Raw genomic sequence first — 13,547 nt, forward strand, 5'->3', positions numbered from 1 at the left:
TTTTTTATTTTAATTTTCAACAATACTGCTTTATAAATTTTTTCTTACACTAAAATACATTACTATTAATGATGTCAAATACAATATGGTATTGACAACCGACTTTAAATATTTAAATAAAGACGCAAAATTCCAAGTATTAGGATGTGTGCTGGATAGAAAAAGTAGTTTAGCCACTTGTATTGTCTGCCTCTTTCCCCATTGTATGTTATGGTCATGGCAAATCCCAAAAAAGAGTAAAGCTCTTTTATAATTGACAGATAACCCAAACCTGCTACAAGTAACGGTTTGTCATAGAAGATATAAAAAAGATAAGCGACAATTATAGCATGATAGTCATAATCAAGACTCAGGTTCATTGCCAAAAAAACCAAAAATTACTACAATAATAATTGAGCCTACATACCAAAAAACTTTATTATGAATATTTTCTTTGAGACTGTCAATTATCCAAATTGTAATAAGACATAGAGCTAATGTAAACATCATATTGTTCCAATATGGGTCAAAATAAGTTCTTGATGTGAACATATCAAACGGAACTTCTGATATGACTCCGAACATAAGAAGAGTAATCAAATATTTTTTTCTATTACTCGTCTTAAAAAATCCTTCCACTATAAAAAAGATAAAAATAGGAAAGGCAATTCTCCCTAAAACTGAAAATACGTTAGATAAATATAATAAAAATCCTTCACCGTCAAGCATAGGTGTTATTAATGCATTGTTTACATGATCAATCAGCATTGATACAAACGCTAAATATTTTAGTTGTGCTCCGTTAAAGACTTGAAACTTTTTTAATTTTTCTCGCTCAAATCGTTTACTTATTTCCATTCTTTCTTCCTATAAATAGATGTACCGTTCTTTTTGTTACACCTACCTGATTTGCAAGTTCAGTTGATATAATACCCGAATTTCTATCAAAAGTTTATAACTTTCTAAGGTTTTATTATATCCTCAAATATTTCTATACAGGTATAATTTCATTAAAATCAAACTGATAAATATTTGTTTTCATTATAATGTCTATTAAACTATTGTACAATTGTAAATTTTAGCGAACAAATTCAAATTGGGCATTTTTCAAATAACCGTTCCCACATTATCAATGTGTTTTCGCAAAGCAATTTTAAGCACAAAAATAAGGCTTACTCCCGGCTATCCATATATTTTAATGACAACCGCAATAAGCCTTTATTTTCAATAATTTATTTATTTGATCAGCAAAATACTTGATAATATATAATTATTTCAGCTTCCGTAAACTTGATATTTCATAAAAATACTAAAAACCATATTGTTTATATACCTTCACCAAATTAAATAAACATTTTGTCATTCCATACTAGTTTTACCAAATCGATAAGTACAGAAATACGCTCGGAAATTTCTGCTTTTCCAAATTTAGGATATGGTTTGAATCCCAGTTTATTGTCTGCAATAAACTTTGTGAATCTAGGATTATTATGGTATGCCAAATCTCCAAGAGATTCTGTATAAATATTACCTTCGTTTGAACAATATTTTTTCAGCTTGTATTCATACTTTACATCATTTAAGCTAGCATTAATACTCTTGTGTAAAAGCAATAAAGCACCGATATTATTTCTCCAACGTTTGAAATCTTCATTGTCAGTATACTCACTAGCGAACCAATCATAATGATCTGCAATTATATGTTCAATCTCAAAAGGATTCTTTGTTTGTGTGTTCATGTAATTACAATAGTTTGATGCAACACCAGTCTGTTCCTCAATATAGCTAGTTACACGAGCAAGTATATTTTTAATGTACTTCTTTGTGAAACTATTAAGTCTTAAATCTGTAAAAGTAGCACTAGGATCAAATTCAAGATTTATATATTGCTGTTCAAACTTTTGCTTGAGTGTAGGAATATCTGTTCTACGAATATCTTTAGTAACGTTGAATACAAAGTTCTTAATCGTATTGTAATCTACAGAACGATAATTAGTTACTCTGGATACAATCAGTATATCTATGAATCTTGCTACCAGATTCATCTTTTTAATAATAGTTGACCAATCATCTTCATAGCTTACTGGAGCTAATAATAACTGAGACTGAAGCGTAAAGTTTATCTGTGCATTATAGTAAATGTACTTCGTTTCTTCATCAAACACCATTTCTGCTTTACGGATGAACTCATACACTTCTGCAAATTTTGCAAACTTTTTAATAAACAATTCAAAATCCGTCGGAGCTATTAATCCAAGCTTTTCTTTTTCATCACGCACCCATTTATGAAAGGAACCACCTATAAGGTCGAAGTCCTTATTGACAGCACCTGCCTTAGTTTCACGAATTGTATCTGCAAAATGAGCTCTAAGCCAAGCCTTAATAAATGCTTCATCACCTTTATCATCATACTTCTTTAATGAAAGCACTTTTTCCTTCCAAAGGAAATTCATCTTCTCTCGCTCTGTATCAGATTTAATCTCAGAAAGGATGTATCCCTTAAGCATTTCTGTTGAAGTAAGGCTTAATCCACGGTCATTCATTGTTACAAAAACTTTATGGGCATCCTGCTCTGTGGTGGCAACAATCTCAATAAAAAAAACTTTTTCTGCTATCCAATCACAGAAATGCAATAGCATATCATCTTTAATTGCATCAGGAAAGATATCTTGAATATCTTGATACCTACCATACAAATTGCGTATAGACTCTCCAGCTCCAAACGTGTCAAAATCCATATCATTAAAAATTGCATCCATACAATCTTGACGGTCCTCAACATTGATATTGAAAGACTTGGTCCCAAATGACTCTGAAAAAATCATTGTTTCAATCATGTTATAACTCTGACCGATTGACTTCAGACGATTGTTTAAATACATCAGAAGTAATGTTAGGGACGATAATCTCTGCTGTCCATCAATAATTGCATTTTCTCTACCAGCTAATACGATAGAACCCATAAAATAAGCCCCATAGTCAGCTACATCTTGTCTTGTGTCACCAAGCTTATACGAATCCATAAACTCCTGTGTTAAGTCATCTATCAGTTCTTCTATGTGTCTGCGTTGCCACATATATTCACGCTGATAGTAATGAATAGAATACTTTGTATTCTGTAATAGCTGTTTTAAGTTCTTAGGTGAACCTTCTATCTTTTTCATATGTACTCCTCTAGAAATATTCTATTATTTCTTTAACATATTTTTTTAAATCTTTTATATATAAAAATGATTGATCTAAGTGCTGTAGAAAGTGCCAATCTTTGGTTTCTTCTTTTCTGTATATAATTGTTTCGCCATCTTCACTTCCGAAATAGCTTCTATCTACTTCATATCCATTACTTTCTAAAAAATCCTTTATCATATTATATTTAGTTTCTCTTTCTTCAATATAAGCTTTAACTTCTTCGTTATCAATTATATAAGCATCTATTTATAAAAATCCTACTATAATTTTATCTTTTGTGACTGATAGATTAGAAATTTCTTTCCAAACAATTTCAACATTATCTTCAGATTCAAAGATAAATCTAGATAAAGGTACAATATTTTCATTATAGATAATTTCCATATAATCAAGTATGTTTTTAGGATTAAATTATTCATATTCTAAAATTATCTTCTTTTTCTATAGTATATCCGAGTATTTTAGATACAAATTCTTTTCCTTCTTCCAAATAATCAAATGCTACTAAATCTTTTGAATAATTACTTTGATATAATTCCTATATATACATCTATAGTCCTCCCAATCTTAATAAAAAATTCATCAAATCTTAACTTTTTCCTTTAATTCTGATAATTTCTTTGATAACAAAATAAGTTCAGGGCTGACTTCAATTAATTCATCATTTACAACCACATAATTCTTTATATTAATATTTTCTAAATTCATCATTTCTCTTAATTCATCTTGAATATAATGCATCTGAATACAATGAGGGGATTCATCAACTGTGGCAAAGATAATATTATGTACTTTCCCTACTCTAATCATACCACCTATTTTTGTTATAGCCATATTCACATGAGTATTTTCAAGACATAAATTATATATATTTTCAGAAATTTTCTCTAATTTTTTGTACCCCTTAGGTTGCATATATTTAAGACAAGTACCAACTATGATAATAGTTTCATCTATATCATATATATTAGTCGTCATTACTTCTTTCATAAATTATCTCCTCTCCAACAATGCAACTGTTTCCACATGATTTGTTCGTGGAAATTGATCAAGTGCTTTTAACTTGATTATTTCATATCCCAATTCTAAAAATATTTTTAAATCTCTTACAAATGTTATCGGATTGCACGATATATATAAAAATTTTTCAGGTCTAAATGATATTATCTTATCTATCGCTTTCGGATTTATTCCCTCTCTCGGTGGGTCAAGTACTATTACATCCGCTTTGTATTCAAGTTCTTTTACCGCCTTAAACACATCATCACATATAAATTTGACGTTATTCAAGTTATTTATTTCTGCATTCTTTCTTGCCGATTCAACCGCATCTTTGACTATTTCTATTCCAAGTGCCGATTTTGCCTTTCTTCCCAAGATTTGAGTTATTGTTCCTGTTCCCGAATACAAATCAAGCAAAATTTTATTGTCTAAATCTCCAAGCATATTACTTGCCAATGTATAAAGAACTTTTGCAGATTCAGTATTAGTTTGAAAAAACGAAAAGCAGCTCACTTTAAATTTAAGCCCTAACAATTCTTCATTAATATAATCTACTCCATAGTGTTGAATTATTTTTTCAGGCACTATTGCATCTGAAAACGAGTCATTTATCGTATGCATAATGCCAACTACTTTACCCGATAATTCTAATTTTAAAAGTTCTTCAAAATATTCATCAAAGTTAAAATCACTACTTGCGGTTACGAGGTTTACCAATACTTCCCCGATTGATGAGCGCCTTATAAGAAGATGTCTCAGTGTTCCTGTGTGTCTCATTCGATTATAAGGCTTTAATTTATCCATAAAATATTCTAATGTAAATTTTCTTATAATATTAAAGTCTTCATTTACAATGTTGCACTCATCCGTATTCACAACTTCATAAAATCTATTTTTCTTATGAAGTCCAAGGCTCAAAGGTCCGTCTTTATATTCATCTGAAAATGTATATTCCATTTTATTTCTGTATGCCTTATGTACAGGTGAACTTATAAATTCCAGTTTTTCAAATTCAATGTCATTTTCTTTAAAAAGCTTTGTTATTAAATTTTTTTTGTATTCAAGTTCACATTCATAACTCATTGTTTGATATGTGCATCCTCCGCAAACTTCGCTGTGAGGACAGTTGTTTTCATTTTCAAGTTCGGAGATATTAAGTATATTTAACAGCTTACCTTTAGTCCTTCTTGTAAGCTTTACTTCAACTTCCTGCCCCAATATCGCCCCTTTAAATGAAACTCTATTTTCTCCGTTTAAAATTTCACACCTATTTGGAAAGTCAACATTAATTACTTTCCCACTTATAATTTTACTCTTTGCCATATTCTCTCCTACTATTATAAATCAGGTAATATTATATCATAAAAGATATGTTTTAACTTTGGAAATTATGTGCTAAAATTTACATAGAGGTGCTTATGAAAAACAAGATTAAAATTTTAGGATTTATTTTATTAGTATTAATAGTTGGATTAAAGGTGTTTTTTAAAGATATTATAACTGTCGGAAAAGGTAGTATTCCTGTAATAACATACCACAGTATAAGTGATGTCAATCCTCAAAACAACGAATATATATTGGAAACAAAAAAATTTGAAGAAATGATAGAAGGGCTTTCAAAAAACGGATTTACATTTTTATCATTGGTTGATTTGGAGAATATAATAAACGGAAATGAAGCTCTTCCGAAAAACCCTATTCTCGTAGCCTTTGATGATGGATATGAAGATAATTATACAACAGCTTTTCCGATACTTAAAAAATATAATGCAAAGGCTGCAATTTTTATAATAGGGTCTTATGTAGAAAAAGACGGTTTTTTAACATGGGATCAAATTCAAGAAATGGCAGAGTCGGGATATATAAGTTTTGGAAATCACTCCTATAATTTACATGATCAGTTCCTTGACGGTCCAAATAAAGGTAAAACTTGGATGAGTGCAAAGCTTGAGAATGAAACCGATGAAGAGTATTATGAAAAAATTAAAAATGATTTGATTTGGAATAATGCTCTAATTTATCAGCGCTCTTCGGTTTTCCCTACAGCAATAGCATATCCCGGTGCAATGGTAAATGACGCCATATTAAATGCTACAAAAGATGCAGGTATTACAATAGGATTTATCGGCGGAAATAAAACGGCATCAAAGCTTAAAAATTTAGATCCGTATAAAATTCATAGATTTCACATAAAAAAATCTACTGACATTCAAAATATGATACGATTTTTAAAAAGCAATAATTAAAAATGATGTAATAAACTACTTTTTATATGACATTTTTAGTTTCTGCCCGTATCGGGTCGTTTTTGTTTATTTTATAAATTCAGATGAATATGACCATTAAAAAAGGTACTTACTTTTAAAGCAAGTACCTTTTTATTATTTACTCAATAATGATTCTAATTTTGCTTTATCAAAACCGACAATTTCTTCAGCTCCGATACAAATTACAGGAACTCCTGTGTATCCTTTAGCCATAAGTTCAGTTCTTGCTTCCTTGTCAGTTTGAACATTTTTTTCCTCGAACGGAATTTCTTTTTCTCTCAAATAGTCCTTAGCCATTGTACAATATGGACATGTATTTGATGTATAAACTACTACTTTTTCCATTTTCCATTCCTCCTTAAATCTTATTATACCCTCTTATATTTTATTTAATCATTATCTTCTTGTTTTATGTTCCGCATGTTCATATCCGTCATTAAAAAGGCTCAGTACATGCTCATCATCTAATGAATATATAGCTTTTCTTGCAATTCTCTTTACTCTTATGAGTTCTTGGCTTCTTAAAATTGCAAGTTGATGAGAAATTGATGATTGACTCATTTCTAAAAGTTCAGATATATCTGTTACACACAGCGGTCTTTTTGAAAGTGCATATATTATTTTAAGTCTTGTCGGATCTCCAAGCGCTTTAAAAATTGAAGATAACGAATCTAAAAGTCTTTCATCATTTTTAAATTTCGTTATATCTTCTAACAGTTTTTTTCTCTCATCACTTTTTAATTCATATTCCATTATTCTCCTCCTATATTTATACTAGGAAGATTTATCGACAATACAATAAATTCTTCCGAGCTGAGAGTTTCCGCTCTTCTTTTTTCATCTATGTTTGAAATTGAAAGAGCTTTTAATATTTCATTTTTATCTATATTAAACCCATAGCTTGAAAGTGCATTTATAAGAGTTTTTCTTCGCTTTGAAAAAGCTGCCCTGACAACTTTAAAAAGCTTATCTCTATCTATATCGGGTAAATCTTTTTTTATTTTTAAATTGACTACTGCAGAATCTACATTAGGTTTTGGCATAAATACATTTTTGGGAACTGTAAATTCATATTTAACATCAGAATAAAACTGTATAAATACCGAAAGTGAACCGTAGTCTTTTGTAGAAGGACTTGCCGAAAATCTATTTGCAACTTCTTTTTGAATCATTACAGTTATTGATTCTATATTCAAATCTTCTTCTATCAGTTTTGAAATAATCGGTGTTGTGACATAATATGGAAGATTTGCAACTACCTTAAAAGTTTCACCGCCAAATTCTTGTTCTGTAAGTTTTTTAAGATCTGTCTTTAAAACGTCATTAAATATAATTTTTACATTTTCATAAGGCAATGATTCCTTTAAAAGTTCTTTTAAATGGTTATCTATTTCTATTGATACTACTTTTTTTGCCCTAAGACACAACTCTTCTGTAAGAGTCCCAACTCCCGGACCAATTTCAAGCACATTATCATTACTTGAGATTTCAGCACTATCTATAATTTTTCTAACTATATTTCCATCTATTAAAAAATTTTGACCTAAAGACTTAGAAAATCTAAATCCATATTTATTTAAAAGTTCTATAAGTCTTGCAGGTTTATATAGTCTTTCCATTTTCCACCACTTTCACTGCATTTTCAAATTCTTCTCTCGTAATTTTAAATCTGTTTAAACGACTTAAAAATTGTTTTGAATTTCCGTGTCCTATTTTTAAAATTTCACTAACTTTTTCTCTTTTTTCACTTGCTCCGATACTGCCCGAAAGACCGTGCATAATCAAATCTCTTTCATTAAACATAATGATTGAATCTTCATATTCAGGTTTTGCATTTTCAATTGCAATCTTTATATCATAAGCGCTGGCATTTTCAACGCCTATATTATCCTTTTTCTTTGCCTTGCCCTGTGGTAAGAAAGCATGCTTTGCACCTTTTAAGTGTTTAGATAAATCCGCTCTTATCTTTTTACCCATATAATCGGGATCTGTAAAAATTATTATTCCTCTTCTTTTATTTATCTCCTGAAGAGTTTTTATAAGTTTCATTCCATATCCGAATCCGTGAGTTGAAATAATTTCAGCATCTACCGCAGACTTAACCGCAGTAATATCATCTTTTCCCTCTACAACTATCACTTCTTTAATCATTATAGAACCTCTTTGTATTTGCATCTGTAATCTCTACGAGTTCAGACACCTTAATACCGCGAATATTTGCTATTTCCTTTGCAACATATTTAATATACATAGGCTCATTTCTCTTGCCTCTCATGGGAACGGGAGCCATATACGGACTATCCGTTTCAAGAAGAAGTCTATCAATCGGAATTTCCAATGCAACTTCTTTAGGATGCCTTGCATTCTTAAATGTCACTGCTCCTCCAAGTGCTATATAACATCCCAGCTTAATATATTCTCTCATCATTTCAACACTCTGCGAAAAACAATGAATTAAAAATACAAGTTCAGGATATTTTTCTTTTGACTCTTTTATTATGTCGAATGTTTCCTGCACAGCTTCTCTTGAGTGAATTACTATGGGCAAGTTTAATTTGTGAGCAAGCTCTATTTGTCTTTTAAATACTTCCACTTGAATGTCTCGAGGAGAGTTGTCGTAGTAATAATCGAGCCCTATTTCTCCAATAGCTCTTACCTTTTCATTTTTTGCCAGTTCAATCAGTTTTTCTTCAACTTCATCGCTATAACTCTTGGCATCATGAGGATGAACTCCTATTACCGCACGAATATTTTCATACATATTTGCAAGCTCTACCGAGGCTATGGAAGAATTTAAATCTGCACCTATATTATAAACTAAATCTATTCCTCTTTCAGGTAGAGAATTTATTACAATATCTCTATCATAATCAAATCTCTCATCATCTAAATGTGCATGTGAATCTATCACATTATCACTCCTAACAAATTTCCGTTCCATCAGGAAGATCTTCATAAATTGTAGCAAGTGAAATCTTTCCGTCTTCACTTTCTGCCGCAAGAAGCATTCCCTTAGATTCTATACCTCTAAATTTTGCAGGTTTCAAGTTTGTGATTACAAGAAGTTTTTTACCTGTCAAATATTCCTTTGTAAAGTCGTTTTTAATGCTTGAAACGATAGTTCTTCTCTCATCTCCAAGTTTTAAATTTAAAAGATACAACCTATCCGCTTTCGGATGGTCTTCTACAGACTCTACCAATGCAACTTTAATTTTTATTTTTTTGAAGTCATCTATTGTACATTCTTCTGTTTTATCTTCTAAAACTTCTTCTACGGGTTCGGACTTTTTTGTCCAAAGTTGTTTTTCTCTTTCTCTTTCTTCTGCAAGCTTTTGATTTTCTTCATTGAGTTTTACAAACTCTTTTTCTACATCAAGTCTTGGGAACAACACTCCTACATTCTTAACATGTTCTCCGGCTTCAGTTAATCCCCATGTTGCTGAATCTTCCCATTTAACTTCACCTTTTACTCTAAGAGATTTTCTTATTTGTCTTGATGTCTCTGAAATAAATGGATTTATCAAAACAGAAACTATTCTAAGAGCTTCTGCTAAATTGTAAAGCACACTGTCAAGTCTCGGTTTATTACTTTCATCTTTGGCAAGTATCCAAGGTGTTGTTTCATCTACATATTTATTACATCTTCTAATTAAATTCCAAATTTCTTCAAGTGCAACCGAAAACTCAAAATGCTCCATAGCACTGTCTACCTTTGTCATTGTAGTTGTAGCGATATTAATTAAATCTTCATCAACTTCTTCGCTTACTGTTGCAGATGGAATATATCCGTCGTTATATTTTTCTATCATTGATACGGTTCTTGAAACTAAGTTTCCAAGGTCATTTGCAAGGTCCGAATTAAGTCTTTGCATAAATTTTTCCCTGTTAAATGAGCCGTCTGAACCGAATGAAAATTCTCTAAGCAAGAAATATTTTAAAGCATCTACACCATATAGTTTTATTATCGGTTCCGGATATATAACATTTCCCTTGGATTTACTCATCTTATCATTGTCAAATAAAATCCATCCATGTCCAAATATTTTTTCAGGAAGAGGTAAATCAAGTGCCATTAATAATGCCGGCCAAATTATAGTGTGAAATCTTATAATTTCCTTTCCTACAAGATGGACATCTGCAGGCCAAAATTTTTCAAATTTTTCATTATCTGTTCCATAACCTATTGCAGATAAATAGCAGCTAAGTGCGTCTATCCAAACATATACAATATGCTTATCATCAAACGGAACTTTTACACCCCAATCAAATGAAGAACGTGTTACGGATAAATCATCAAGCCCGTCCTTTAAAAAGTTATTTATCATTTCATTTTTACGAGATACAGGTTCAATAAAATTAGGATGATCCTCATAGTATTTTAAAAGCCTGTCTCTATATTTAGAAAGTTTAAAAAAGTAAGACTCTTCTTTTTCAATGTGAGTTTCTCTACCGCAATCAGGACATTTATCGCCATCTTTTAATTGAGATTCTGTCCAAAAAGCCTCACATTGCGTACAATAATGACCTTCATATTGAGATTTATATATTTCACCTTTTTCATAAAGTTTTTTAAAAATTTCTTGAACATTCTTTTCATGTTCAGGATCAGTTGATCTTATAAATGCATCATAATCTATATCCATTTTAGACCACAATTCCTTAATGGACACAACAATATTATCTACATATTCTTTTGGTTCCAATCCTTCTTCCAAAGCTTTTTGTTGAATTTTTTGACCATGCTCATCAGTACCTGTTGTAAAAAATACATCATAGCCTTGCAATTTTTTATACTTCTTAATACAATCTGCGGCAACAGTACAATAAGTATGTCCTATGTGTAAATTACCACTCGGATAATAAATCGGCGTAGTTAAATAATATTTCTTTTCCATAATTACCTCCATATAAAATAAACCCTCGCCAAATGACGAAGGAGATGGCAACATTGTAACCATGATTTATGTTCACTTATTACAAGTTTATTAATCGCCTTAATTGCTTTAAATTATATGCTAAAATGTGATATTTTTCAAGTACTACACACCTTAACAAATTTTTAAAGAGGAGTAATAAAACTCCTCTACAAACTTATTTATCTAACTCAAGTTCATTTTTAACAACTAAGACTGAAACCTTAGACTGATTGATTACCTTATTTGAAACGGAACCGAGCAGTGTTCTTGAAAAAGCTCCAAGTCCTCTATTCCCCATTACAATTAAATCTATATCACGTTCCTCTGCAAATTTACAAATTTGTCCCGATGGATTACCGCTTGTATAAAAAGTTTCAACCTCATAGGGGTAGTCAGAAAGCTCTTTTTCAACATCTGATAATACAAACTCAGCTCTTTCTGTATTAGCCTTATCAATTTCCAAAGTATATGGAAAATTTGTAGGATATTGTTCAAATATACTTGTCTCAGGAATAACTGTAAGTATAATTAATTTCGCCCCAAACTTCTTGCCTATATCTCTAGCTGCAACAACTGATTTACGCGATATTTTTGAACCGTCTATTGGAACTAAAATTTTCATAATATAACCCCCTTTATTATATTTATATGATACCCGATTTTATATGATTAAAGCAATATAAAATCAATGTAATTGTATAAATTTTTTCTCAAAATTGCTATAAAATTCTTAGTACTACATACATATAAACTCTTGTAAAATACCATATTTTTTATATAATAATACAAAAGGAGGAAAATATGGCAAAGAAAAATGAAGGTTTCAGTTCGATTATAGGTTTTATATTAGTTGCTATCGGTCTTGCTCTCGGTATTGGAAGTCTATGGAGATTTCCGTATATAGTCGGTGAAAATGGAGGGGCCATTTTTATTTTTATGTATATTGCAATCATACTAATTATCGGAATTCCTCTTATGACTGCCGAGATTACAATAGGATATGCAACGCAAAAAACAGCAATAGCCGCATATCAGGAGCTTGCACCAAAAAGAAAATGGTATTTGGCAGGTTATCTTCACTTGACAGCAGCTCTGTTAATTTTGGGATATACCTCTCCAATATATGCATGGATAGTAAAATATGTATTTGCAAGCATTCAAGGTTCTTTTACAGGGCTAAGTCCTGAACAAGTTGTAAAGTTTTTTGAGGGATTCAGTGATAATAAGAATATGGTTTTCTTATTTTTCGTCGTAAATCTATTTTTGAATATCTTAGTTATAACGTTTGGAGTTCAGAATGGAATAGAGAGGATTTCAAAAATACTCCTACCGTTGTTATTTGGAATTATGACAATAATTATCGTACGTGCATTAAATCTTGAAGGTGCCAGAGAAGGACTTTTATTTTTATTTAAACCCGATCCTTCAAAGTTCACTTTAAATTCCGTAATATCCTGTTTAGGACAGGCATTTTTTGCACTTGGTCTTGCAATGCTCGGTTCTATGGTATTTGGAAGCTATATCAAAGATAAAAATGAAAATATTTTTAAAAGTGCTTCTGTTGTATGTATATCACTTATTTTTGCGGGACTTGCAGCAGGACTTATGATACTTCCAATAGTTTTTGCAACGGGATTAAAACCTGAGCAAGGTGTTGCTCTTACATTTTTAACTCTTCCTAATGCGTTTAATTTAATTCCCGGCGGAAGATTTCTCAGCATATTATTCTACTTTGGATTTTATATAGCTGCATTTACATCAAGTGTAGGGGTTTTAGAAGCGGTTGTCGGATTATTTATAGAAAAATTTGATATTTCAAGAATAAAAGCTATTCTAATAGCGGTTGTAATAATTCTTGTTATATCTTATTTATCAATAAATTACAATTCAATATTCAACTTCTTCGATAAGATAGAAAGTAATTTTATATTAGTAATAGGATGTTTTATAATAGCGATATTTTGCGGATATGTTTGGGGAATTGACAATACGATAAATGCGGCAAATATAAAGTCACCTTTTATAAAAACATGGATGATCTTAAGTTTAAAATATATAAGTCCAATAGCTATAGTGGTAATATTTATAACTCAGTTTATACGCTTCTAAACAGTTGTCCTTATAATTATAAGGACAACTTTATCATAAAATTGAACTTTAATATAAAAAACACATTTATATGCCAAAATACAAA

The 13,547-nt window shown here is 30.7% G+C and carries 13 protein-coding genes and 1 pseudogene; 2 read left to right on the forward strand and 12 right to left on the reverse strand.

Features of this window, described 5'->3' with window-relative positions; genetic code table 11:
- Positions 1–104 precede the first annotated feature (104 nt).
- The 5 genes and pseudogenes from M915_RS05855 to rlmD form a co-directional block, all read right to left on the reverse strand.
- A pseudogene (locus M915_RS05855) lies at positions 105–837 on the reverse strand (TraX family protein).
- Between the two features lie 485 nt (positions 838–1,322).
- Entirely contained in the window at positions 1,323–3,143 is a 1,821-nt protein-coding gene (locus M915_RS05860; RefSeq protein WP_036730328.1) for a DUF262 domain-containing protein, read from the reverse strand.
- Positions 3,144–3,153: 10 nt separating this feature from the next.
- Positions 3,154–3,345 carry a hypothetical protein gene (locus tag M915_RS07595; protein ID WP_235043770.1) on the reverse strand — a complete coding sequence of 64 codons (192 nt, stop codon included), beginning with the start codon at positions 3,343–3,345 and terminating at the stop codon, positions 3,154–3,156.
- A gap of 405 nt (positions 3,346–3,750) precedes the next feature.
- Positions 3,751–4,158, reverse strand: a complete 408-nt coding sequence (locus M915_RS05870) for a hypothetical protein (RefSeq protein ID WP_036730330.1) — start codon at positions 4,156–4,158, stop codon at positions 3,751–3,753.
- Positions 4,159–4,161: 3 nt separating this feature from the next.
- Entirely contained in the window at positions 4,162–5,493 is a 1,332-nt protein-coding gene (rlmD, locus tag M915_RS05875) for a 23S rRNA (uracil(1939)-C(5))-methyltransferase RlmD (RefSeq protein ID WP_036730332.1), read from the reverse strand.
- A 95-nt stretch (positions 5,494–5,588) separates the two neighbouring features.
- Here rlmD and M915_RS05880 point away from each other — a divergent pair, with 95 nt between their 5' ends.
- The gene (locus M915_RS05880; protein WP_036730334.1) at positions 5,589–6,416 is read left to right on the forward strand and encodes a polysaccharide deacetylase family protein; all 828 of its coding nucleotides are present in this window, start codon (positions 5,589–5,591) and stop codon (positions 6,414–6,416) included.
- A gap of 135 nt (positions 6,417–6,551) precedes the next feature.
- Here the strand turns inward: M915_RS05880 and M915_RS05885 are convergent, their stop codons facing one another.
- The 7 genes from M915_RS05885 to M915_RS05915 all read right to left on the reverse strand — a co-directional run bounded on the left by M915_RS05885 (position 6,552) and on the right by M915_RS05915 (position 11,975).
- A complete protein-coding gene (locus tag M915_RS05885; RefSeq protein ID WP_009221530.1) occupies positions 6,552–6,782 on the reverse strand; it encodes a glutaredoxin family protein in 231 nt (76 codons plus the stop codon).
- 51 nt (positions 6,783–6,833) lie between these two features.
- Positions 6,834–7,190 carry an ArsR/SmtB family transcription factor gene (locus M915_RS05890; protein WP_009221531.1) on the reverse strand — a complete coding sequence of 119 codons (357 nt, stop codon included), beginning with the start codon at positions 7,188–7,190 and terminating at the stop codon, positions 6,834–6,836.
- Positions 7,190–8,056, reverse strand: a complete 867-nt coding sequence (rsmA, locus tag M915_RS05895; RefSeq protein WP_036730336.1) for a 16S rRNA (adenine(1518)-N(6)/adenine(1519)-N(6))-dimethyltransferase RsmA — start codon at positions 8,054–8,056, stop codon at positions 7,190–7,192. The genes M915_RS05890 and rsmA overlap by 1 nt, the downstream gene beginning before the upstream one ends.
- Positions 8,040–8,588, reverse strand: a complete 549-nt coding sequence (gene rnmV / locus M915_RS05900) for a ribonuclease M5 (protein WP_036730338.1) — start codon at positions 8,586–8,588, stop codon at positions 8,040–8,042. Before rnmV ends, rsmA begins: the two co-directional genes overlap by 17 nt.
- Complete coding sequence (locus M915_RS05905; RefSeq protein ID WP_036730340.1) at positions 8,581–9,348, reverse strand: TatD family hydrolase; 768 nt, start codon at positions 9,346–9,348, stop codon at positions 8,581–8,583. The genes rnmV and M915_RS05905 overlap by 8 nt, the downstream gene beginning before the upstream one ends.
- 10 nt (positions 9,349–9,358) lie before the next feature.
- Positions 9,359–11,332: a methionine--tRNA ligase gene (metG, locus tag M915_RS05910; RefSeq protein WP_036730342.1), complete on the reverse strand. Its 1,974-nt coding sequence runs from the start codon at positions 11,330–11,332 to the stop codon at positions 9,359–9,361.
- A 196-nt stretch (positions 11,333–11,528) separates the two neighbouring features.
- Positions 11,529–11,975 carry a universal stress protein gene (locus tag M915_RS05915; RefSeq protein WP_009221536.1) on the reverse strand — a complete coding sequence of 149 codons (447 nt, stop codon included), beginning with the start codon at positions 11,973–11,975 and terminating at the stop codon, positions 11,529–11,531.
- 179 nt (positions 11,976–12,154) lie between these two features.
- Between M915_RS05915 and M915_RS05920 the strand changes: the two genes are divergently transcribed.
- Complete coding sequence (locus M915_RS05920) at positions 12,155–13,462, forward strand: sodium-dependent transporter (protein WP_036730344.1); 1,308 nt, start codon at positions 12,155–12,157, stop codon at positions 13,460–13,462.
- Positions 13,463–13,547: the final 85 nt, after the last annotated feature.

The organism is Peptoniphilus mikwangii (genome assembly GCF_000468535.1).
GTDB lineage: Bacteria > Bacillota > Clostridia > Tissierellales > Peptoniphilaceae > Anaerosphaera > Anaerosphaera mikwangii.